The following is a 25412-nucleotide window of genomic DNA, read 5'->3' on the forward strand; positions in this document are numbered from 1 at the left end:
TTTTCATGCAGAATCTCCCTGCGTATATATTACGAGAAAATTCTACTTTTGAAATCTACTATTTTTAGGGGGGATTACCTCAGTACTTGAGAAGCATGAAATTGATAAACATGAATGGATAAAAAAAACGGCATCCGAAGATGCCGTTGTATCAATAAACCTATCACTTATAACGAATAGTTTAGAACTTATAAGAGGCTGTAGTATGGAAGAAGCGACCTACGTTGTCATAAGCTGAGCTTGTAGTATCAGTACCTGTATAACCGTATGGTAGTTCACGGTTAAACACGTTATCGATACCAAACTTCAAACGAATACCTGAATCGAAGTTGTATGCAACTGCCATGTCGTTGATAAAGTAATCGTCAAATTCCATGTTGCTATTAGGATTCGCGTTTAAGGCTAATTCCTTATCAGTATAAAGGCTTACACCCTCAACATAGCGCGTTCTCCAGCTAACATCCCAGCTATCGATAGAGTAACTTAGGCTCCAGTTTGCTTGCCATTCAGCATAGCCTGCCGTGCCTGCAAGTTCTTCAAACGTATCTGGTTCATCCTGGAATGAAAAGTCTTTACGTTTTAATAGACGAGTCGCAATAAGGTTAGTGCGTACATCACCACTAAAGGCTTCAAAGTTATAACCAATATCAAAGTCGATACCAGCAGCTTCAAGAGATGCAATGTTTAACGAGAACTGTCTAATTTGAGTAATTTCGTGGCTAGTTGAATCACGAGTAATCAAACTACAGTATTCGTTATTCACACCAGATGGAGAATCAACACAACGGTCGATAATATCTTGAGCACCAACAGCACTGATTGCATTTTCGATCTCGATATTCCAATAATCGGTAGTGATCGATAATCCATCAATAAAATCAGGTTGATAAACAATTCCTAACGTGAAACTTTTCGATTCTTCTGCTTTTAGCTCGCGATTACCACCACTTAATCCTTCAAGTGTTTTATCGTCGTAGTCAGCGTCAAAACCAGCAGGGATCCCTAACGCCGCACAGTTAGCCTGACGTTGAGTTGGATCAGCTAGATCATTTAAGTTTTTAGCACGACAAGAGTCATCTACAGAGAAGAATGTTTGGCTTGCAGCACCATAAAGCTCACTGATGTTAGGTGCACGAATAGCTTCTGAGTATGTAGTACGAACGCGGATCTGATCATCAACTTCCCAGCTTAAGCCCGTTTTCCATGTTGTTGCATTACCAATGGTGCTGTAATCAGCAAAACGTATTGCAAGATCTAAGTCTAGCTGACGTACCATTGGTAAATCGGCTAGCAAAGGAAGCGTGATTTCAGCAAAAATTTCGCTTACATCAAAATCGCCTTTATCTTCGCCCAATGCATTGAAGAAAGTACCTGCTGCATTTGAAGGTTCAAATATCTCACTTTCTTCTTTACGGTATTCAACACCAGTAGAGAAGCCTGCATAACCGGCAGGTAATTCAAATAAACTAGAGTTAGTTAGTGAGCCACCTAATACGGTTTGCTTAATAATCGATGTACCAGTTGAAGCGGTATTAATATAGTTAATAGCATCTTGACTTGGCGCGCCAAAACCAAAAATGTTGACTGGCACACAGCCTGCATCTCTAGCTGACTGATCACGACATACTGCAATCCCGTTTTCTAATACAGAATCAAGGGCGTTGGTGTAATTGTCATAGATTAAGTTATTTTTATTAACGCGCTCTAAATCAGTTTGACCATAAATAGCATAGGCATCGTAATCCCAATCTTGGAATACTATACCTTCAAGACCGATAACATAACGTTGAGTTTCGCGAGTATCATCTTCAATACGCGCACCCAAGTCCGTCATAAAACGACGAATATTAAGTGTATCTAATGGCGCTGAATTACCGTCGCTATCTTTGTTTGCTTTCATTAAAGCAACCAGCTCAGGATTGATAAAAGCATTATCAATTTTGATATCGTTGACCGGGTTACCAAAGAAAAATGCCGGTTGGCCTTCATCTGTTGATTGGCTGTTAACGTATTTAGCTTCAAAATAAACGTTATGATTATCGTTAAGCTGGTAGTTTGCTTTAAAGTTAATATTGTAACGTTCGAATTCTGGTTGTAATTCGACAAACTGGTTTAAGTTAGTGACATCACAATTTGCACAACGAATACCATCAACATTTTGACCGCTATAAACATCGCTTAATGAGCCATCAGGATTAAAGCTTTTCCAACCATCTAAATTGAAGGTACCGGCATTACTAATCGTGTAGTGACCGGCGTTAGGAGTCCATATTTTGTCGGGATCTGATGGGTCATTGTTATCTTCAGTGCGGTTTTTATTTGCTAGGCTCGAAAAAGCAGTTGAAGTCTGATCGCGATCAAATGCTCTTAATTGCTCTTGAGCGCTGTATTCAACCGCAAAGGCAACATTACCATCACCTTGGGCAAAATCAGAACCATAAGATAATGAGAAACGGTCTTTATTGTGGCCACTATCGTCAGCCCAACCTTTGGTTGCTGATACATCTAAGCCATTAATATCTTTCTTTAAAATGAAGTTTACAACACCGGTTACCGCATCAGCACCGTAAATTGCAGATGCACCGCCGGTAATCACTTCTACTCTATCGATCCATACACTTGGAATGGTATTGACGTCGACTGAAGAAGTACCTGCAGAACTTGATACATGGCGTTTACCGTCCACTAACACGAGTGTTCTGGCGGTACCCATGCTTCTTAAATCTAGCAAGTTAAGACCCGAAGTACCAATAAAGCGGCCTGAGTTGGCAAGTGAGTAGGTGTTACCTAGTGCAGGTAATTGGTTTAGCGCTTCACCAATATTTGTTACACCAGTTGATAATAACTCGTCGCCAGTAATTACTGTAACCGGCGTTGGTGCAACAGCACCTTCACGAATAATACGTGAGCCTGTTACCGATATTCTTTCAACAGTTGATGCTGGATTAGCTTGATCTTCTGCTGCAAAGGTATTGAATGTGGTTGCTGCAGAAACAGCGACACCACTGATTAGCGCAAAGCGAATAGCTTTGGCTAAATGCGAATTAACTTGCATATTTTAACTCCCTAAAATGTTTTTTTATTATGGTGTAATCATTCAGATCATTTTTAATATAAAAATGAAACAAAGTTACACAGCTATCGATATAAGCACACCTAAATAAAAAAACAATATCAGGCCATCAGGTTGGTAATTAGCTGGGTATATACAATTAAGCTCATTTTTATTAACAATTCGATATCGTAAACGCCAATAAGTTGTAATAATGTAAGCATCAAGATTGCAATGTTATTTAAAGTAGCTTGTGTTGTTAATAAGTGGTTTTTAATATATTGGTTTTTTGTGTTGTTTGTGGCTGCCGAAATTTAATTTGTTAAAAAAATGTTCATAAATTATTTTTAATTTTTATATGAAAAATTATAACCTAGCGTTTTTTTTAGGTAAATTACCGATTTAACATATTGTAAATTTTTTTCATGAGTTTAATTAATGTGGTTTTTACGTAAAAAAATCTAGGTTTTGACCTTCGTTGATAATAGATTATTATTCATTATTTGAATATTAATGATTTTTAAGTGATTTTTTATGCGCTTCGTTATTATGTTTAGCATGATGTTGATTGTCATAGATGATTGTCATAGATGAGTTTTTTATAAACAAAAAAGACTAGTAAGAAACATTGCAGATACTTTATCAATAAGCGCTATTCATAAGTACTGTCCATAAGCACCATTAATATTGAACACTATCCATCATTTGTAATGGCTAATAAAATCCTAATTCACTACCGTAGGTTTTTATAATCACAAAATAAATCAGCAAATAACATCGATGATAAAGCCTCATGTAGATAGAACGCTGCGACATAAATTATGGCTACTGCCGTTTTTTATTGGCAAGTGTAGGCATATGATTATCTATCGTAATAGCGGAAACAGAGTAAATACCCATTATGATATCTTTCTCTTCATTAACGGTGAGCAGTATAGATAGACTTTGCACGGGTTACCGTTTTAGCTCAGTCAATAATAGTTAGGTTTAAGATTGCAACGATGAACCTGCGACATGACTTTGGGGTAACTGCGGATTGAGTGTATAAAAGCTGATACGATACTGATTTAACAGACTCCACAGCCGCAAACATAATGGTTTACATTGCATCGCGAGATAACTACGAATAACCGTTACTGCACATCAGTGCTGACATCTATATTCACATCAATATCAGTATCAATATCAGTACCAATAAAAATACCAGTATCAGTATCAGTGATCAATCCATCAACTCTTCCATCAACTCTTCCATCAACTTTACCATCGGTATCATTCTATTTTTTCAGATGTTGGTATTACGAATTGTGAATCAATATTATTGATGGTTGCCATCATTATTATCAGATTTTATTCTGATTTATTCACAGGTAGTCTTATGTTTCGACAAGAAGGCCGCCATGAATAGTAGAGTGATAATACATGTCTCACTGTTCCTACAATATTTATGCTGCAGCCAAAGAATAACCATTAGTTTATTTGGAATGTAGTTTATGACTGCTTTAACAACAAAAACTTCAACAGTGCCGATACAGAGTGCTTACACACAAGACGCTGCGAATAGTGCAGTTATCAACATGTGCCAGCAAGCTGAACAATACGGGCAATCTAAAGTCATTAAGTCGCACCTTGAGTCATTCGGTTTAGCTATTTTTGCCGGTGCTTTTATTGCGTTGGCTTTTGTTTTTTATATTACGGTAACGACCGGAACAATTGGTCCTTGGGGGCAAGTGCGCTTTATTGGTGGTTTAGCGTTTAGCTTAGGGTTAATTCTAGTGGTTATTTGTGGGGGGGAACTTTTTACCAGCACAGTCTTAAGCAGTGTTGCATGGGCTCAAAAACGGGTTACTACTAAAGATTTATTGATGTGTTGGACTCGGGTCTATGTTGGCAATTTCATTGGCGCTATGTTGATGTTGTTGTTGATTTTAGGGGCTAAAATGCACCTGCTCAATGATGGTCAATGGGGCTTGAATGCATTAAATATTGCGCAACACAAAATACATCATGATTGGAGCCAAGCATTTATTTTGGGCATATTATGTAATGTTTTGGTGTGCCTAGGTGTCTGGATGACGTTTTCCAGTAAAGACGTACTAACCAAAGCCTTCTTACTGATGCTACCCGTTGCCATGTTTGTCAGCAGTGGTTTTGAACACAGTATCGCTAACTTGTTTATGGTGCCGCTGGGGATCATGTTGCAGCAATTTGCATCGGTGGATTTCTTTAACGCTATTGGTGTACCCGCAAGCCAGTTTGCTGATATCACAATAATGCATTTTCTGTTTAATAATCTTATTCCTGTCACGTTAGGCAACATCGTCGGCGGTGCGTTATTTGTCGGTCTTGCTTATTTAATGATCGAACGATTAAAGCACTCTAATGCTAATCATACAGCGCCTATGGCGTTAGCCACGTTGGCATTAGCTGAATGTATTCCAGCGATTGACGCGCATATGTCAAACCAGGCTATTTCAAACCAGGCTATGTCAAATATGTCTGCTTCTAACCAGCCTAATTCAGATAAGCCAATACCTAACGTACCAATATCAAGTCGACCAATGGTCAGTCAATCGACCACAGATTTTTCCAAATCACATTCAGTATTAACCCAAATCCACCATGAATCTAACCTTACACCTTCGCTAAAAACGAATGGGAGAACTGCTATGCCTAAATCAATTATTAATCTTACTGTCAGTGAATTAATGCAAGCGACACCTTTTACATTATCACCAGAACTCTCTATTCATGAAGGACTGATGCAACTCACTGCTGCGCAAGAACGAGGAGCACCAGTTGTCGACAAACAAAATCGCTTATTAGGATTTGTATCTCAACAAGATTTATTAAGATGCTTATGGTCAGAAGAATATAACAAACACATTAACAGTCATGTTGCTGATTTAATGCAGACGCAAGTGATGACCGTATCTGGCAACGATAAAATTGCCGATCTTGTTGAGTTAATGGTTGTCGACAGAGAGAAGTTGTTTCCTGTTACCGCTAGCGGAATGTATACCGGTAGCCGCTTTATGAGTTATGAAGAACGTTTAAGACATGCTTCTGCGAATAAACCGAGTAGTTTTCCTGTTGTAAATGAGGGAATATTGCTTGGAGTTATTACTCGAGAACAGATAGCTACTAAAATTTGTTCGGTGATGGGATAGTCAACTCAATCGATAACGCCTTTCACAAGCCATCTAGTGGTTAAGTAAAGGCGTTATCAAATACCATTAAAGCGTTTTACTCATGCGTCTTGCTTCATTTAGGACGCAATCACGAAGCGGATTATCACCCGCATCATTGCGCCATACAAAAGACAATTGACGCTGTAGGTTAAGCTGTGGTGTATCAATAATAACCAGCTTACCTTCAGCAACATCTTGCTCTACGGTAATATGGGGCAGGCAGCTTAAGTAAGACCCATTTCTGACCAATGCCTTTAACAGCAGTACATGTTCGTATTCTTTCCACACATTGAGTTTTTCAAGCACACCGTGGATAGCTCCTTCAAAAATGCGTCTAGTACCAGCACCTTGCTCTCTAAGCACCCATTTTGCTTGTTCCAATTGCGCTAAACTAATTTTTTCAGCATTGGCATAAGGGTGGTGCGGCGCGGCAACTACCACAAGATGATCATCAATCCACTTTTCTTGATGTAAGCGGCTATCGTCGTTACGTCCCTCAATAATACCAAGGTCATAGTCGTAGTTAATTAATCCTTCAACAACGTGTTCGGTGTTTTCAACCTCAAGATCAATCCTTAATTCTGGAAAATCATTATCAATTTTGCTGATTAAGTTTGGCAATAAATATTCTGCTGCAGTTTGGCTCGAACATAACTTAAATTGACCACTAATTATGTGTTGTTCGTGTAAGCCAAATTGAATTTGTTGTGCATCTTGAAGTAATTGGCGTGCTTTGGGCCTTAACCAATTGCCCCAATGGCTTAGGGTTAGTCGGTTGCCTTGTCTAATAAACAGCGGACGGTCTAGTAAATTCTCTAGCTGAGAAAGTGACATACTCACCGCTGATTGGGTCATCGATAGCTTTCTGGCAGCTGCGCTAACACTTTCAAGACTGGCCACAGCATCAAAAACGGTAATTTGTTTAAGCGAGTATTTCATATCAGCGTAATAGCTCCGTTTTATGAATCATTTAAGTATCAATAAAATTGATGTTTACTAGTGTTTACTTCAATAAGTAAAACGGAAGGCTGTTGCATAGGCAAGCGACTTATATCAACTTTGCAACTGAGGTTTAGTTTTTAGTACAAATAAATAAATATTTATCGAAATTAGACAAGGAGTTAGCAATATATGCGATGAGCATGATGCTTTTTAGTTGAGCAACGTTTAGGCTTTATTATGGAGATGAAACAAAAAACCAGCCGAAGCTGGTTTTTATAATAGACAAATGTAGAGTCTATTCAAGCAATCTATTACTGTACGTTTTCGCTATCGCTAAACTCACCAGCAAATAACGCCGTTGATAAATAACGTTCTGCAGCTGAAGGCAATATAACCACAATAGTTTTATCAGCAAACTCTGGTAATGCAGCAATACGATTTGCAGCCACAACCGCGGCACCAGAAGAAATACCGACTAAGATACCTTCTTCTTTCATTAAACGACGAGCCATTTCAATAGACTCTTCGTTGGTTACCGCTTCAACGCGGTCAATAATAGATAAATCTAGGTTGCCTGGGATGAAACCTGCGCCAATACCTTGGATTTTGTGTGGACCTGGCTGAATTGGCTGGCCTGCTAATGCTTGCGCAATAACCGGAGAATCAACTGGCTCAACAGCAACAGAGGTAATGGTTTTGCCTTGTGCTTTTAAATAACGGCTTACACCTGTTAAGGTTCCGCCAGTACCAACACCGGCCACAAATACATCAACTTCACCATCGGTATCATTCCAGATTTCTGGACCAGTGGTTTTTTCGTGTATTTCAGGGTTAGCAGGATTATCAAATTGGCCAAGCACTAGGTATTTTTCAGGCGCAGATTGGCGAATTTCTTCAGCCTTATCAATGGCACCTTTCATACCTTTAGCGCCTTCTGTGAGCACTAAGTTTGCACCTAATGCTTTCAGTAGCTTACGACGCTCTAAGCTCATGGTATTTGGCATAGTTAAGGTTAATTTATAACCACGTGCTGCAGCAACATAAGCAAGTGCAATACCGGTGTTACCTGATGTAGGTTCAATTAATTCGATATCTTTGGTGAGTATACCTTTCTTTTCAGCATCCCAAATCATGTTGGCGCCAATACGACACTTAACACTAAAGCTTGGGTTACGTGCTTCTATTTTTGCTAACACCTTACCGTTGCTAACGCGGTTTAAACGAACTAACGGTGTGTTGCCTAAAGTATATGAATTATCTTCGAAAATTTTGCTCATGGATTATTTGCTCCTATGGTTGCATCGTCTAATCATAATCTGCTCAGCAGGATTTAGAAGTGAAAGTTTGTTCTTCTTTATGCTTTTTAGTTATTAAGGGGTTTATTTTTATTCTAAAAACCCTATAGATGCTGCTATATTAGGCTTTTGGAGTCAATTGTCATCACTCAATGGTCTGACCATCAAACAAATTTAATTTAGTATGACGAGATTAAATCATAAAATACTAGAATAGCGTTAATCAGCAAAATGTTTCTCTGTCGTGCCACGCAATTGATCAGTAAGGTCGTCGATAAGCGATGTTAAAACCTTCAGTGATCCATATCGATGTATTTGGCGCTCAATGAACTTTCGCTAACTCATTCACTAAAAATGGTAGAGTAAAATGAATAAAGTTGTGATTTCAGGCAGTGGTTTATATACACCACCTTACAGTGTCTCTAACGACGAATTAGTTAATAGCTACAATAGTTATGTTGACCAGTTTAATCAACAGCATTCGGCCGAAATTGAGTCCGGGACCACGCTAGCGTTGGCATATTCGTCAAGTGAGTTTATCGAAAAAGCCTCTGGGATTAAAAGCCGTTATGTCATGGTAAAAGACGGTATTCTTGATACCAATATTATGATGCCATTAATTGCAGATAGACCTTCTGAATCTTTGTCTATGCAAGCCGAGATGGGTATTGAAGCTGCGAACCAAGCATTACAACAAGCAAACTTAACGGCTGAAGATATCGATTTGGTTATTGTGGCGTGTGCTTATACCCAACGAGCTTACCCAGCTATTGCCATTGAAATCCAACAAGCTATGGGCACCAAGGGCTTTGCCTATGACATGTTAGTGGCATGTTCATCGGCTACGTTTGCGATTGTGAATGCCGTTAACGCTATTCGTGGCGGCACAGCTAATAGAGTGTTGGTCATTAATCCTGAATTAACCTCGCCGCAAATCAACTTTCGCGATCGCGATAGCCATTTTATTTTTGGTGATGTTGCTACTGCAGTCGTGGTTGAACGCGAAGAGTTATCTACATCAAAACTTGCCTTTAACGTGTTGTCTACGCGCTGTGTAACCGAATATTCTAGTAATATTCGCAGTAACTTTGGCTTTGTTAATCGCTGCGACCCTGAAAATGCAACCACGGCAGATAAGCTGTTTCATCAGCAAGGTCGTAAAGTGTTTAAAGAACTACTGCCGATGATTTACCAGCATTTGGACGCACAATTTACCGATGAACAAATAAAGCCTGAAGAATTTAAGCGCTTATGGCTTCATCAAGCCAATATAAACATGAATTTGTTTGTAGTGAAGAAGCTTCTTGGTGATAATGTTGAACCAACTCAAGCGCCTATTGTATTAGATGAGTATGCCAATACCGCTTCTGCGGGATCGGTTATTGCTTTTCATAAATTTAACCAAGATTTTAAAACAGGTGATTTAGGCTTGTTGTGCTCATTTGGTGCAGGCTACTCTATCGGTAGTATCGTACTTGAAAAGTGTTAGATAGCTCGAGTACGAGACAATAATAAAGGTGACCATATTGCGAGTGTTGATTGTAGAAGATAGCACCACGGTATCGAAAATATTAAAACACATGATTGTTCAGGATCTTGGATACCATGTGGATATCGCACCTGATATGTCGAGTGCATTGGTTTTTTTAGAAAAAAATCAATATTTTGTAGTGGTTGCAGATTTAAATTTACCCGATGCTTCTGACGGCGATATTGTCAAGTTAGTGGCATCGTATTCGACTCCTTGTATCGTGCTGACTAGTAATCTAGATGCTGCTCAACGTCGAGAAATCTTGAAACTCAGCATCGTTGATTATATCCCAAAAGATAAACGTCACAGTTATCAATATGTGGTCAAGTTAATTGACAGGCTTTATCGCAATCAAGACGTTAAAGTATTGGTTGCAGATGATTCGCTGGTGAGTCGTAAGTTTGTAAAAATGCTCCTTGAACAGCATTTGTTCAAAGTTATTGAAGCCAATGATGGTGAAGAAGCATTAGCCGTATTAGAGGCGCAGCCTGATATTCAGTTGCTTATTACTGATTACAACATGCCAAAGGTTGATGGTGTTGAACTTGTTTTGCGGGTACGTGAGCAGTTTAACCGTGAAGATATCGCTATTATTGGTTTGTCTAATGACAATGATGAAAGTTTGTCGGCAAAGTTTATTAAAAACGGCGCTAATGATTTTTTACAAAAACCGTTTGTGCATGAAGAGTTTCATTGTCGAGTGCTTAACACCCTTGATTCACTCGATATGATGCGTAATTTGTGGCGTAAAGCCAATCGTGATTATTTAACTAAAGCCTACACTCGGCGTTATTTTTTTGGTCAATACCAACAAAATGATTCGGAACAGAAACTGCTATCAGTGGCACTATTAGACATTGATTTTTTTAAAAAAATCAATGATACCTATGGCCATGATGTCGGCGATGAAGTGTTAATTGAATTTGTGCAACGCTTAGAAAACGCCTTTGGAGCTAACTTTACTGTAGCGCGTTTTGGTGGCGAAGAATTTGTTGTTGCTTTTAAAGGTTTAGATGCCATTAAAGCTAGCCTACTAGTGAATAAATTTCGGGAACAATGTGAAAGCAACCCGATAATGACCTCGGCAGGGGATTTGTCTGTTTCATTTAGTTGCGGCGTGTCTACCTTGAGTAATGAAACATTAGACCATGCACTGCAACGTGCCGATGAGTTGCTGTATAAAGCTAAAAATGCAGGTCGCAATAAAGTTGTTTCTCAGTAAGTTACTTCATCTGATGAGTTAGCTAATATAAGGCCGTTGATACTTGAGTATCAACGGCTTTTTTGCCTCTATGGCGGTCCCGACAAGGTTAATTGTAAACCTATTGGTTATGCCTAAAGCAGCCAAGCGTAACTGAGTTTCATGAAATAGGTTTTTTCGTCTTGGGTTAACGAGTCGATGTCATCATTAGCAATAAATGCGTCTGAATAACCGAGATAAAACACGCTTTGGGGATTAAGTTTATAACCATAGAGCAATTCATTACCCATATCTTGATACAGTGTATTTGGACGTTGGTAACGATATAAGTCAGGGTCGCGCTCTATGCGAGTATACACACTGCTTAAGCGGATAAAACTGTTTAGCGTCAGCTGCCAATTGAGGCGCATATCACTGAGATTAGCGGTAAATAAACGACCATCATCGACGTCTAATGTCTGGTAGCGGTGTGATATATCAAGCACTAACGATTCCGTTAATTTCCATTCGATACCCGGATTCAACATAGTGATAGTTGCAGGCCTGTCATTAGCGAAATCAATGTCATCGCCATAGTTCACATCTAGTTCTAATTTCAGCGATCCAATAGGAGTGAAGTTGGTGTAAAACCAACCTAAGGTTTCATTAAATTCACTAGTGTTATTCTCTATATCAATAATGCTCGGGTTGTGGCGTCTGCCCACTCGTTGTCGTTGCACTATCCCTGTGGCGATAAAACTTTGAAGTCCGCCGTCAAACTCGATATACATTTCTGTTTCTTGCTCGAGTCGTTCGTTGTTTTGATTATGAGTAATGTCCCAATCGCCGCCGAGGTTGATTTTGCTGAAGAAATGATTATCTGGATACCAAATGTAGCCACCGCCAGCGACAAATTTTGCGACATCAATTTTGTCGATAAAGCCAAGATCGGCACGGAAATCATCACCTGTAGATTCGTAGTGAGTACTGGCATACCAATTACGGCGTTCGTGTTGATAACTAACCGCGTACATGTTGTCGTTAAAATTATCGTCTTTATGGGTGCGTAAAACGCGTTCGTTAATATTACAATCACCAAATTCGCATCGTTCAGATGGTTGTAAACAATCATCCGTATTGCAAAAGTTAGTGAATAAATCGTCCGGATAAGCTGTTTGTGAATGCGCATATTGTGCGGTAAAAGTATCTTGTTTCGTCGGTTGGTACTTTATATCAACACTGGCAACATAGTTATGATAATCATCCGCTTGTTTTAAGGTCACTAGGCCACCGATTGAAAACTCTCTGCTGGGGTCAAATCGATAACGAGCCGCCATGTTATGACTTTGCTGATCTAATATCGCCACATCAGAACTTAAATTGCCAGGGACTAAAAACTGGGTTTGAGTGTCATTGGCCGCCAATATTGCAACAGTATGGTTGTCGGTTTTGCTGGTCAATTTTAAACCATAATCTGGCGAGCTAATATTGCGGGTGTGTAGCAAATCTAATTGGGTATCAAAGTAATCTTTGTTATCTAAGAAAAAGGCGCGCTTTTCAGGAAAGAAGAGTGCAAATGTGTTGTTAACATCTAGCTGACCCGCATCGGCTTCCACTTGAGAGAAGTCTGGGTTAATGGTGGCGTTAAGTAAGGTAGTCGGTGTGATCCCCCAACGTAAATCTAATCCGACATCGACATTACTGTCGTCGCTCCAAGGTTGGGCTTGTGTCACGTCTCGTTGCTGGCTTTGATTTGCCACAATAGAGGGCGTGAGTTGTAAGTCTTTACCTTGAGTTGCGCCGGCTAAACCCGATGCGATACCTAATTGGCATAACTGACATGACACGTTACGGTCGATTTTATGAGTTGATAAGCGATGGGTTTCATTGCGAGGATAAAAGCGAATAAGCTCAATGCCCCAAGTTTGAATTGGATTACTGTCATCAAAATTAAACAGTCTTAAAGGGAGTTGTACCTCAACTTGGAAACCGTTTTTGGTCAGTTTACCTTTGCTATACCAAATCCCGTCCCACGCATCACTTTCTTGGCCTGTGAGTTCATTTTCTATGGAATCACTTTGGACGCCATAAGGGTTAATAAAAAATTGGTAGGCTAAACGAGCATTATTGAAGGTGTCCAATTTAATACCCACCATGTCATCGCCCCAGGATTTGTCTCGATCACGTAGATTTGCCCTAATATTGTCCGGATTAGGATCGTGGGCAGTAAACGCAAAATATAGGCTGGTGTTCGACGCATAGACTTTAGCTGTGGTTGTCACTGGTGCAGCGGTATTCTCTCCAGGAGAGGTTTCATAACGCAGTATTACCTCGGTAGCATGTTGCCATGCAGGCTCGTTAAAGTCGCCATCAAGATCAATATCTTCATTGATGGTCGGGATGTCGAGATGAAATTGCTGGCTCGACCCCGCAAACGCAGCAAAAGATAATAAACTGCTTAATATTACCAATGCTAACGTGAATATAACGTCACAGGTGCGGATTAATCGGTTGATTGGGGGTAAGCTGCTAGTTGGCATTAAGTCGTTGATCACTTTTACTCTTTTTTATTTTTTGTTATTTGTCTTATTGTCGCAAAAAAGTCCTTAAAACGTAGGTCCGACTTGTACTAAAATCATCACTAAATTGTTACTGAATGTTAAATTAGCTTGCGTGAATGTAATAAAAAAGCCCGATAGTCGCTATCGGGCTTGTCTTGAGGCGCTGTAATCTAAGCTGGTCTCTGTTGGAGCATCCATGCATCCATGCATCTAAGCATTAATTCTCTACAGATTAATCTGGGGCAATACTGCTATTTTTGTAGGCGTCACGATATTTATCGACCCACATAGCGGTTGCACCACAAATGGCTACCGGCATAACGATAAAGTTTACAATCGGTATCATTGAAAACACTGTCACGGTAGCACCGAAGCTAAAACTAGATCCTTTAGTATTTTTGAGGGCGAACTTCATATCATCAAAAGGCACTTTATGATTATCAAATGGATAGTCACAATATTGAATTGCCATCATCCACGCAGTGAATAAAAACCATAAAATGGGCGCTGCAGTTTGGCCGATAATCGGCAACCAAAATAACACTAAAAACAATAATGCTCGTGGTAAATAGTATTTTAGCTTAATCCATTCTCGACCAAAAATTCGCGGCAAATCTTTGATCATATCGACTGAACCGCCGGTGTTTAAGCTTTTTCCGGTGAGATGCTGCTCGACTTTTTCGGCCAACAAACCATTAAACGGCGCTGCAATCCAGTTCATTACGGAACTGAATAAAAATGACATTACCACTAGCATTGTTAGTACGGCTAATGGCCATAATAAAAAATTCAACCAGCTTAGATATTCTGGGAGTTGTCCATCCATCCAGGTAAATAATGCTGTTAATTGTCCTAGTGCAAAATACATCGCTGAGGCGAATAAGACTAAATTGATCATCAGCGGTATAAAGACAAATGAGCGCAAACCCGGTTGTTTAATTAATTGAAACCCTTGGATAAAATAATTCACACCACTTTTCTTGGCGATTATTGAATTGGTAACCATTGAGACTGCCTATTTTGTGACTTATATTGTTGATTTTGACGAGCCAAGCACAATAAAACAAGTGATAAACTGTGTCAAAAGGATAAAAATCGTTACAAAAAGCTGCTCAATTGCTAAAGTGAGCTGCTTTTTCCTTTTAATGCGTACCTGAACTGGCAACATGAGATTAAAACAAATAAAACTTGCTGGATTTAAGTCGTTTGTAGACCCAACTAAAATCCCATTTGATAACGCCTTATCAGCGATTATTGGCCCTAACGGCTGCGGAAAATCCAATGTGATTGATGCCGTGCGCTGGGTGCTGGGCGAAAGTTCAGCAAAGCATTTGCGCGGTGATTCGATGACCGACGTTATTTTTAACGGCTCATCGGCACGCAAACCCATTTCTGTTGCGGGTGTCGAACTGGTATTCGAGAACATTCAGGGAAGGCTCACTGGACAATATGCCAGTTATCAAGAAATCTCGGTAAAGCGACAAGTTAACCGCGACAGTGAATCAAGTTATTTCCTCAATGGTCAAAAATGTCGTCGAAAAGACATAACCGACTTATTCATGGGTACGGGTCTTGGGCCGCGTAGTTATGCCATTATCGAGCAAGGTACTATTTCACGCTTAATCGAATCTAAACCTCAAGAATTAAGAGTGTTTATTGAAGAAGCTGCAGGCATTTCGCGTTATAAAGAACGTCGCCGTGAAACCGAAAACCGTATTCGTCATACCCGTGAAAACCTCGAACGTTTAAACGATATTCGAGTTGAACTCGGTGCTCAATTAGACAAATTATCGCAACAAGCAAAAGCTGCTCTGCAGTACCGCGAATTAAAAAATAGCGAACGAGAGTTGCATAGCCAACTATTAGTGATGCGCTATCAGCAATTGTTGCAGCAAACAGACAGACTTGATGCCGAAACGGCCGAAGGTGAGCTTAAATCTGAAGCGTTAGCCAAAACCGCACAACAGGGCGACACCAGTGTTATTCAGCTGAAACAGCAATTGGCTGAGCTCAGTGATGCTGAACATAAGCTGGTAGAGCAATATTACCAAGCCGGTAATACCATGACCAAGCTTGAGCAACAGCTTGCTCATCAGCAACAGCAAGACTCTCAGTTACAGCAACAAATTCAAGTATTACAACAGCAAATCAAACAAGCTGACGATAATATTGTCAGCATGACCGATACTCATCAGCAATTAGTTGCGCAATTGGATACTCACCAACCCGCTTATGAACAGGCGAGTATTGTGCTTGAGCAAATCGATGAGCAAGTTTTTGCTATCGAAGAAGCGTGTGATGATCAGCAGCAACAAGTAACCCAATATGCTGAAACCTTAGCGACTCATAAAATGCAGTTGGCACTGAGCCAATCGACGCTGAGCCATCAACAGCAAAGTTTGGTTCAAAACGAACAGTACTTAGCTCAATTACAAACAGAGTTAGCTGTTTTAGCTCAGCAAAACAACCAACAGCAGTTGCACAACAGCACGGCAGAATTAGCTAATGTTGAACAACAACTAAATGATAAACAGCTGCAGTACAGTCAACTTGAGCTTTCCTTACTTGAGCAGCAACAAGCCGTCACTGAAGCGAGTGATGCTTATCAAACCCTTAAGCAAACTGTCACTCGTCATCATTCTCGATTGCAATTTATTGATGAGTTACTGGCCGATCATACTCAAGATGATGGCCAACAATTATGGCAAGTTATTGAGGTTGTGCCTGGCTGGGAGAAAGCGGTCGATAAAGTGTTACAAGGCTTAAGTCAATTACCTGTTCTAGGGTTGGGGCAAACATCTTCATTGAGCGTTTCTCCGCCTACAGTGGGTTTTGAGCCACAGCATCAAGTGACGTATCCTGCTTTAACAACCCCAGTTAATTTAACGCCATGGTTACAACATGTTGTGTGGGCGTCCAGTCTCAGTGAAGCAAAAGAGTTATTACCAACATTGCTTCCTGAGCAATATATTGCCACTCAAGAAGGTTACTTGATAGGCAATGGTTTTGTACTCAATCATACTCAGGCAGGGCAATCCGCTATTGTACTGAGCCAAGAGCGAACAAGCTTAAGCCAGCAATTAATAGAACTTGAGCAACAACAGCTATTGTCTCAGCAGTCTCTGACATCGTTAACTCAACGGGCCGCGACCACTCAGGTAGAGCAGAATCAATGCCAACAGGCTTGTCATCAGTTGCAAATAGAGCAGACAAAACTGCACTCTTTGGTGACGAGTTTAACTCAACAAGCCGTTGAGAAACGCGATAAACAACAGCAATGCAGCCAATCAATCGCCAAGCTTGAACAGCAAATGGGTGATAAACAAATGCATGTCGATGCCCTTGAAGAACAAGTGCTGACGCAAGAAGATACATTGTTGCAAGCGATGAATCGATATGACGTTGTTCAACAAGCTTGGCAAACAAGCCAAGCTAAATTGCGTGAAACCAAAGTTACTCGCACCGATGCTGTAAATAGCGTTAAACAGCTGCAAGCACAAGTGCAACAACATGCTACCCAGCAAGCATTGAGTGAACAAAAATTAAAGCAACAACATGAAAAACAGACAGAATTAGTCAGTCAATTGACTCAGTTACAACAAATGTTGCTCGACAATCAGCAACAACAAGGCCAACATGATTTAAGTCAATTATCAACACAGCTGGCGCAAGCACTCGAGCAGCAACAAGCACTACAGCAGCAATTACAGCAAAATCGGTCTCAACAAGCAGAGCTTCAAACCAGTTTAGACCGTTTAGTATTGATGCAAAAACAACAGCTTGTAGTGTTACAAGACTTGACTCAAAAGATAAGCACGTTAAAGTTACGTCGTGAGGGCTTAAAAGGGCAGGCGAATGGGCAGCTGCAATTGCTGCAAGAACAGCAAATTCAGCTACAACAGGTCATTGCCGACATACCTGAACATGCATCTGTTGATGTTTGGTCGCAACAGCTTGAAAAAGTAAAACAGAACATTATACGTTTAGGTGCTATCAACCTTGCAGCCATTGAAGAATTTGAATCGCAACGAGAACGAAAAGCTTATTTAGACAGTCAAGATGACGACCTAAATAAAGGATTAGCGATTTTAGAAGACGCTATCCGTAAGATAGATAAAGAAACCCGAAGCCGTTTTAAAGCCACATTCGAAACGGTAAACCATGATTTAGGGCTGCTATTTCCTAAAGTTTTTGGTGGGGGAAGGGCTTATTTGGCATTAACCGGTGATGACCTGCTTGAAACGGGTGTTACCATCATGGCGCAACCGCCAGGTAAGAAGAATAGCACCATACATTTACTTAGTGGTGGAGAAAAAGCGTTAACCGCTTTATCATTAGTCTTTGCCATTTTTAGACTGAATCCAGCACCTTTTTGTATGCTAGATGAAGTAGATGCACCTTTGGATGACGCCAACGTCGAACGTTTTTGTCGGTTACTGAAAGAAATGTCACAAAGTGTGCAATTTATTTATATCAGTCATAATAAAATAACAATGGAAATGGCTGATCAACTTATTGGCGTTACTATGCATGAACCTGGCGTTTCAAGAATAGTCGCAGTGGACATTGAAGCCGCCGTCGCCATGGCAGACGCGGTATAAATTTGCAAGACAGGGAATCTAATGAAAGATCTACAACTGGTGTTGTTCGTATTAGGCGCGATCGCAATTATTGCGGTGTTAGTGCACGGTTTTTGGTCGATTCGCAAACAACAACCTAAATCTATGAAACAAAGTCCGATGGCAGGATTTTATAAAGACCAAGCTAAACGTCGAGACTCTGAAGGTTTTGACGCCGATGGCATTGGCAAAGTGCGTGTACGTAAACCCGGTGAGGTTGAAGATGTAGTCATTAAGCCTGTATTAAAGACCAATTTAAGTCAAAAACCACACTCAGGTGCAACTAAGCTCACCGATACTCCTTTACAAGACTCACTGCGTCAGCCTGGTCCGCACCAAACTGAGCCAGAACATATTCAACCTAAAGTAGTACAGCCTGCGCAACAAAGCTTATTTGTTGAAGACGATGTTAAACCTGCTCCTACGGCAAGTACGTCAATGAATACCCCTAAAAAGATATTCAATACTTCAACCAGTACAGCCAAATTAGAAAGTTACACAGGTAAACCTGTCGCCGCCAGACCAGAACCCACTAAGCCAACGGTACAAGCCGCTGTGCCAAAAGTGGATGTTAGCCCTGAAGTAGCGGTTAAAGCTGAAGTAGAGGTTAAATCTGAGGTTATTACCCCTAAAGCAGATGCTCCAGTAAATGAACCTGTAGAGCCGACCGATGTATTAGTACTGCACATTGTTGCTAAAGCAGGCGAGCAAATCCAAGGCGCAGAATTATTGCCAAGTTTGTTGTCGCTCAATTTCAAATTTGGTGATATGGATATTTTTCATCGCCACATCGACAATGCTGGTACTGGCAAAGTGCTATTTTCACTCGCTAACATGTTAAAGCCTGGGATATTTGACCCGGATAATATGGAACAATTTGTCACCCAAGGTGTGGTGTTGTTTATGACCTTACCTGGCTATGGCGATCCATTGATGAACTTCACCATTATGCTTAACTCGGCTTATCAAATTGCCGAGGATCTCGGTGCTGAATTATTGGATGGACAACGCCAACCTTGGTCAGATGCAACCAAAAAAGATTATTTACGACGACTCAATGCGGCGTAGGTTGATGTGTTTATTAAGGCCGCAGCAGCGGCCTTAATTGTTTTATACCTTTACACTTTATCAAGCAAATCACGGTTACAACCTGTATGACGGATGCCACAATGCACGCTATTCAAACTGAAATGGATCAACTTACTCACACCATTAACCAACATAATATTCGTTATTACGTTGATGATGCTCCGTCAATACCCGATGCTGAATACGACAGATTAATTAAGCGCTTAACCGAGTTAGAACGTGACTATCCGCAATTTAAATCGGTAGATTCACCGACACAACGCGTCGGTGGTATAGCATTACAAAAATTTGCTCAAATTACCCACCTTAAACCGATGTTAAGTCTCGACAATGCATTTGAACAAACTGATTTCGCTGCTTTTAATAAGCGTATAACGGATAAAGTCGATAGCGTTGATTATGTTTGCGAACCTAAACTCGACGGTTTGGCCGTAAGTATTACTTATCGTTTCGGCGTTCTTGAACGCGCCGCAACGCGAGGTGATGGTAGCGTTGGCGAAGATATTACTGCAAATGTACGCACTATTCGTTCAATTCCTCTTAAGTTACGCGGTGAAGGATTTCCAGATTTAGTTGAAGTCCGTGGCGAAGTGTTTATGCCTAAAGCGGCATTTGAGGCATTAAACCAGCGTCAAATCAGCAAAGGTGACAAAGTCTTTGTTAATCCTCGCAACGCAGCTGCCGGCAGTTTGCGCCAATTAGACAGTAAAATTACCGCTTCAAGGGCTCTTGGGTTTTATGCTTATGCATTAGGTGTAGTCGAAGGCGAGTCACAACCGATGCAAACAAGCCACTATGGCCAACTAACACAGCTGCAACAATGGGGTGTCCCCGTCAGTAGCGAAGTGAAAGTGACTGATTCATTAGAAAAAGTCTATGCATATTACGCCGATATTATGGCCAGACGCAGTGCGCTTGAATATGAAATCGACGGTGTCGTCATAAAGGTTAATGACATTGCCAAGCAACAAACACTTGGTTTTGTGGCTAAAGCTCCTCGATGGGCCATAGCCTATAAATTTCCAGCCCAGGAAGAAATGACCTTGTTAGAGTCTGTTGACTTTCAGGTTGGCCGAACGGGTGCTGTTACCCCTGTTGCCCGTCTCAAACCGATATTTGTCGGTGGCGTGACCGTGTCTAACGCGACCTTGCACAATGCTGATGAAATTGCCCGTCTTGGGGTGAAAATAGGCGACACAGTGATTATTCGCCGCGCAGGTGATGTTATCCCACAAATTGTTGCTATCGTGCCAGAACAGCGTCCAGATGATGCGCAAGATATTATCTTTCCGCAACATTGTCCGGTGTGTCAAAGCATTGTTGAGCGTTTAGAAGGTGAAGCTGTAGCGCGTTGTAGTGGTGGACTTTTTTGTGAAGCGCAACGTAAAGAGGCGATTAAACATTTTGCATCCCGTAAAGCATTAAATATTGATGGCATGGGCGATAAAATCGTTGAGCAATTAATTGATAAAGAACTGGTCAAAACGCCAGCAGACTTGTTTTCCCTTACCGCTTCTAGCATCACGATGTTAGATCGCATGGCGATGAAGTCAGCCACAAATATTGTCGCGGCGATTAAACACGCTAAAGCCACTACATTAGCGCGTTTTTTATATAGTCTTGGGATCCGCGAAGTAGGCGAAGCTACCGCCGCTAATTTAGCCCAACACTTTGCCGAATTTGAGCGTATTCGAACTGCTAGCGTTGAACAACTGCTCGAAGTCGCTGATGTTGGTGATATTGTAGCAAAACACATTCGACAATTTTTTGCACAGCCACATAACATTGAAGTAATAGAGCAATTGCTTGAAGCCGGCATTACTTGGCCTGTTATTGAACAAGCTGACGAATCGCAGCTTAGTCTTAAAGGGCAAACGTGGGTGTTAACTGGTACGCTAACTCAACTTAATCGTAACGATGCCAAAGCCCAATTACAGGCTTTGGGCGCCAAAGTGGCTGGCAGTGTTTCGAAAAATACTGATTGCCTTGTTGCTGGTGAAGCAGCTGGCTCTAAATTAGCAAAAGCTGAAGAGTTGGGCGTTAAGGTGATAGATGAACAAGCTCTGATGGATTTATTAAATGCGGCTAACTAACATGAAAACTAGTATTGCTTTATTTATGCTGGTGCATGCCGATAAGAGTTTATTGTGAATTTTAGTAATATTACTTGGTTAGATGATCGTGGTCATATCAAACCGCCATTATTTTTGTATTTGATTTTGGTCTTTTTAGCCCGTGGCTGGTGTATTTTTATTGCATCCTTAACCCAGTTTAATGACCGTGCTGGTTTAGTAAGGTTATTTTATCCTGAAAAAAGCGATTTTGTATCGGCGCTAATTGCTGGTGTCGGGGCGATACTGATTTATGGACTTATTATTGCCGAGCGTAAACGCAGCTGGCCGATATTAATACCTTTGTTTAGACGTAGTGCTTGGTTTTTGTGGGGATTACTCATTATTGATGGACTATTTTTGTTCCAACGTATGATGCATGATGACTATTTGTTTAAAATTGGCTATTCGATTGATGCACTTTTTCTGTTTTGGTCAGTTATTTATGTCTTCAAATCAAAGCGGCTATATTACTATTTTACCGACTGGACCCCTGATGATAGTACTGTGCAAGTCGAAACCATATCTGATGATGAGATTAAGCCAGATACGAAATAATGTACGACTTGGTATAAATGCACTATTATTTATTGTTTTCCAAAAACATTAAAATGTATGACTTTGATACACATAGCTCTATTTCAAAAATGTTAGCGTAGAAATGACATTATCATCTCGGCCATAACTTGGCTAATGTGAAAAAGGATCAGTACTTTGGCTAAAACAGAATTAACACAAATACCTGTTTCGCAAATGGTTATCGGGTTAACCGTTAAGCTGCCTTTGTCATGGACAAGCCATCCTTTTTTTCGCAGTAAAGTAAAGCTTGAACAACAAGTGCAAATCGAGATGATCAAAGGTCTCGATGTGTCATTTGTGTACGTGATTGATGGCCATGATTTGCTGCCTAAAGTTGATGAGCCCGTTGAAATTGAGCCACCAGAAGAGGTTGTTGAACAAGAAGTTGATTATCGACCTTTGGCTAAAAAAAGTATGCGAATCAGCCAACAGCGCTTTGTAAAATCGGTTAACGATAGTCGAACCGTTTTTGGTAAAATAGTCAGCGATCCTGAAGGTGCTTATCGTGAAGCGGCCACTTTAGTTGAAGATTTAGTCGATCATTTGTATGAAAGTGAAACCCCTCATTTAACGCTCGTGGGCAGTGGCGAAACAGATGTTAGTGTTACTCAACATGGTATTTCAGTTGCGGTGATCTCTATGATGATTGCTCACACATTATCACTGTCTAAAAAAGAGGTTCGTGACATTGCATTAGGCAGCTTGTTTCATGACATTGGTAAGTTAAAAGTCCCAGAGGCAATCCGGCGTAAAAAACGTGGTGAGTTAACTGACCATGAAATTAACTTTTTAAAAATGCACCCTAACTTTGGCCACGAGATGCTTAACCGCACCGGATTATTTCCTGAAGCCATGTTAGACATAGTGTTGCATCATCATGAGTTTATTGATGGTAGCGGTTTTCCTAATAATCTGACCGAAGCTAAAATTTTACCCACCACCCAAATAGTGTCATTAGCTAATGACTATGAAACCCTGTTACATCAATACCAAACGCCACAAGTTGCACTGGGTATTTTATTTAAAACTCACAGCAGTAAACACAGTGATAATTTAATTTCGGTTTTAGTCAAAATATTAGGTATTTATCCTCCAGGCACTATAGTGCGCTTAACCGACGAAAGCATCGCTAAGGTGATGATGACAACTGCCGATGTAAAACAGCCACATGTGTGGTCATGTAACCTCAGTGGGGGGGAACCTAGTTTTCGTTTTTTAATTAACGAAGATGTTCAAGTTCAAGAAGTGATGAAATTAGACGAATTATCTGAGGGTGCCATTAAAACATTGCAAGCCAATAGTCCAATTAGTTTTTACTTCAATAACTTCAATCATTAAAATTTAACGTCGTAATATTGAGAATACATGAATACAGTTACTATTATCGGATGTGGTTGGTTCGGTTTGCCGCTCGCGACACAATTAGTTAAGCAAGGTATTAAGGTAAAGGCTTCAAAACGTCACCCTGAGGATTTAGTCCAATTACAGCAAGCCGGTATTGATGCTTATCAGTTAGATTTGGCAAATGTGACTAACCAAGCAAAAAACTCGTCTTTATTCGATGCAGACGCTATCGTGATTAATATACCACCGGGACTTAGACGAGGCGAAACTGATTACCTTGGCTATTTAACTCAGTTAATAAACTTGATGGGTGAACGCCAATATCAAAAAATTATTTTCATCAGTACGACTGGGGTTTATCCTTCGCTAGTTCAAACTGTAACCGAACAAGATGCTGCAGCTTTTAATGATACCAGTGGTACATTATTACAAGCAGAAGCGATGTTTTCAGCTATGAAAAATAGCTGTGTTGTACGATTTTCAGGCTTGGTTGGACCTAAGCGACATCCCGGACGTTTTTTTGCCGGAAAAACGGATGTCAGCGGCGCCAATGTTGCGGTTAATCTGGTGCATTTAGATGACTGTGTTGCTGCTGTTAGCTTAATTCTTTCTCGCAACGATACTTTAGCTATTTATAATCTTGCTGCAAACGCTCATCCTACTCGTGGTGAGTTTTATGTTGCTGCCGCTGAGCATCTTGGGTTAAGTGCGCCAGAATTTAATCAACAACAACAACCCAATAAAACTATCGATGGGCAGTTAATCTGTCATCAGTTAGGGTTTACATATGCGTTTAATAATCCATTCAAAATGCTTGATGCTTGCTAAACTGGCATAGGCTATAATAGACAGAATATTTTGATTAAAAGGCGATTATTGTGACGACTCAAACTCAAGCGTTTGCATTACTTCAAGGTGATGAATTCGTAGAACTGTACAAAGTACTCAAAGTACTCGGTCTAGTGAACGGTGGTGGCGAAGCAAAGCATGTCATTACCGAAGGTCAAGTGACCGTCAACGGTGAAGTTGATACTCGTAAACGTAAAAAGTGTGTTGTTGGCGATGTCGTTTCGTTCAATGGCGCGACAATTGAAATTGTTCCTGCACAGTAAGGATTGATAAATGCAATTCCCAGAAGATGATAATGGCCAAATGTTGGCTGCAATGGCAGATGCCGGTATTGACCTTACTCAATCAATAGAAGTAGATTTCTTCTTGGTGTTTGACGATCAACGTGATGCCGAGTCAGCCTTAGAAGCATTAAGCCAAAAAGACCTCCAAGGTGAGCTTGAGCTTAACTTTGATGAAGAAAGCACCAAGTGGGAAGTGATTGTTTGCCTACAAATGGTACCTGAATACGCAACGCTTGTGGCTAAAGAAACTGAGTTAAATAACTTTGCCAAAGAGTTTGACGGTATTTCTGATGGTTGGGGCGTGATGCAAAACCAAGCCAGCGATAATGAATTTGCAGATGATGACCATGTTCACACTGAGCATTGTAAGCACTAACATTGCTAGCAACTAACATAGTCTTCACTATAGATTGAATTATTCAATTGAACAAAAACCGTTAATGCCCAGCATTAACGGTTTTTTGATTATATAAAGCGACGTAGTTTAGTCTTCTTTTATCTCATTAATGACTTCTTTGGTTTCATGTCCAATAGCTTTAACGGTATCGCGCGTCCCGTGACCGATAGCTGTGGTCACTTTTTTTGTGGTGTGACCGATTTCTTTGCCAGTCTGTTTTAATTCAGCACAGGCGGACAAAGATAGAATAAAGCTAAACGATATCAGTATTACGATGATTTTTTTACACATTGTAGTAGCCTTATCAATAATCTAATATGAGATGTATCATCAGCTTAGCGTCGTTGCTATTTCAGCATAACGGGTTTGATGGTTAAAGGGTGTAATC

17 protein-coding genes are annotated in these 25412 nt (G+C 40.4%); 11 read left to right on the plus strand and 6 right to left on the minus strand.

Features of this window, described 5'->3' with window-relative positions:
• Positions 1 to 181: 181 nt before the first annotated feature.
• A complete protein-coding gene (locus AAEY94_RS16360; RefSeq protein WP_101088049.1) occupies positions 182 to 3055 on the minus strand; it encodes a TonB-dependent receptor domain-containing protein in 2874 nt (957 codons plus the stop codon).
• A gap of 1490 nt (positions 3056 to 4545) precedes the next feature.
• On the opposite strand from AAEY94_RS16360, the gene focA reads away from it, so the two are divergent.
• On the plus strand, positions 4546 to 6222 hold the full coding sequence (gene focA / locus AAEY94_RS16365; protein WP_350979267.1) for a formate transporter FocA: 1677 nt from the start codon (positions 4546 to 4548) through the stop codon (positions 6220 to 6222).
• A gap of 66 nt (positions 6223 to 6288) precedes the next feature.
• On the opposite strand, the gene AAEY94_RS16370 is transcribed toward focA, so the two are convergent.
• Positions 6289 to 7182, minus strand: coding sequence for a LysR substrate-binding domain-containing protein (locus AAEY94_RS16370; RefSeq protein WP_162022785.1), 894 nt, complete (start codon positions 7180 to 7182; stop codon positions 6289 to 6291).
• Positions 7183 to 7496: 314 nt separating this feature from the next.
• Positions 7497 to 8462: a cysteine synthase A gene (cysK, locus tag AAEY94_RS16375; protein WP_101088056.1), complete on the minus strand. Its 966-nt coding sequence runs from the start codon at positions 8460 to 8462 to the stop codon at positions 7497 to 7499.
• 385 nt (positions 8463 to 8847) lie between these two features.
• Between cysK and AAEY94_RS16380 the strand changes: the two genes are divergently transcribed.
• Positions 8848 to 9969 carry a beta-ketoacyl-ACP synthase III gene (locus tag AAEY94_RS16380; RefSeq protein WP_350979268.1) on the plus strand — a complete coding sequence of 374 codons (1122 nt, stop codon included), beginning with the start codon at positions 8848 to 8850 and terminating at the stop codon, positions 9967 to 9969.
• Positions 9970 to 10006: 37 nt separating this feature from the next.
• A complete protein-coding gene (locus tag AAEY94_RS16385) occupies positions 10007 to 11233 on the plus strand; it encodes a response regulator (RefSeq protein ID WP_174839635.1) in 1227 nt (408 codons plus the stop codon).
• A gap of 113 nt (positions 11234 to 11346) precedes the next feature.
• Here the strand turns inward: AAEY94_RS16385 and AAEY94_RS16390 are convergent, their stop codons facing one another.
• A complete protein-coding gene (locus AAEY94_RS16390) occupies positions 11347 to 13731 on the minus strand; it encodes a carbohydrate binding family 9 domain-containing protein (protein WP_350979296.1) in 2385 nt (794 codons plus the stop codon).
• A gap of 253 nt (positions 13732 to 13984) precedes the next feature.
• Positions 13985 to 14758, minus strand: coding sequence for a sulfate transporter CysZ (gene cysZ, locus AAEY94_RS16395; RefSeq protein WP_101088060.1), 774 nt, complete (start codon positions 14756 to 14758; stop codon positions 13985 to 13987).
• Between the two features lie 160 nt (positions 14759 to 14918).
• Here cysZ and AAEY94_RS16400 point away from each other — a divergent pair, with 160 nt between their 5' ends.
• From AAEY94_RS16400 to AAEY94_RS16435, 8 genes are all read left to right on the plus strand, one after another.
• A complete protein-coding gene (locus tag AAEY94_RS16400) occupies positions 14919 to 18353 on the plus strand; it encodes a chromosome segregation protein SMC (RefSeq protein ID WP_350979269.1) in 3435 nt (1144 codons plus the stop codon).
• Positions 18354 to 18374: 21 nt separating this feature from the next.
• Complete coding sequence (gene zipA, locus AAEY94_RS16405; RefSeq protein ID WP_192115946.1) at positions 18375 to 19439, plus strand: cell division protein ZipA; 1065 nt, start codon at positions 18375 to 18377, stop codon at positions 19437 to 19439.
• 101 nt (positions 19440 to 19540) lie between these two features.
• Positions 19541 to 21553 (plus strand): NAD-dependent DNA ligase LigA, encoded by a 2013-nt coding sequence (gene ligA / locus AAEY94_RS16410; RefSeq protein ID WP_350979270.1) that lies wholly within the window; start codon positions 19541 to 19543, stop codon positions 21551 to 21553.
• 54 nt (positions 21554 to 21607) lie between these two features.
• Positions 21608 to 22129 (plus strand): DUF2919 domain-containing protein, encoded by a 522-nt coding sequence (locus tag AAEY94_RS16415; RefSeq protein WP_101088068.1) that lies wholly within the window; start codon positions 21608 to 21610, stop codon positions 22127 to 22129.
• A 156-nt stretch (positions 22130 to 22285) separates the two neighbouring features.
• Positions 22286 to 23488 carry a cyclic di-GMP phosphodiesterase gene (locus AAEY94_RS16420; RefSeq protein ID WP_350979271.1) on the plus strand — a complete coding sequence of 401 codons (1203 nt, stop codon included), beginning with the start codon at positions 22286 to 22288 and terminating at the stop codon, positions 23486 to 23488.
• Positions 23489 to 23515: 27 nt separating this feature from the next.
• Positions 23516 to 24322, plus strand: coding sequence for an SDR family oxidoreductase (locus AAEY94_RS16425; RefSeq protein WP_350979272.1), 807 nt, complete (start codon positions 23516 to 23518; stop codon positions 24320 to 24322).
• Between the two features lie 50 nt (positions 24323 to 24372).
• Positions 24373 to 24606: an RNA-binding S4 domain-containing protein gene (locus AAEY94_RS16430; RefSeq protein ID WP_101088074.1), complete on the plus strand. Its 234-nt coding sequence runs from the start codon at positions 24373 to 24375 to the stop codon at positions 24604 to 24606.
• Between the two features lie 10 nt (positions 24607 to 24616).
• Positions 24617 to 25003, plus strand: coding sequence for a ribonuclease E inhibitor RraB (locus AAEY94_RS16435; protein WP_162022792.1), 387 nt, complete (start codon positions 24617 to 24619; stop codon positions 25001 to 25003).
• A gap of 108 nt (positions 25004 to 25111) precedes the next feature.
• Here AAEY94_RS16435 and AAEY94_RS16440 read toward each other — a convergent pair whose 3' ends face one another.
• The gene (locus tag AAEY94_RS16440) at positions 25112 to 25315 is read right to left on the minus strand and encodes a hypothetical protein (RefSeq protein WP_101088078.1); all 204 of its coding nucleotides are present in this window, start codon (positions 25313 to 25315) and stop codon (positions 25112 to 25114) included.
• Positions 25316 to 25412 lie beyond the last annotated feature (97 nt).

The sequence above is a fragment of the Shewanella sp. AC34-MNA-CIBAN-0136 genome (assembly GCF_040309945.1).
GTDB lineage: Bacteria > Pseudomonadota > Gammaproteobacteria > Enterobacterales > Shewanellaceae > Shewanella.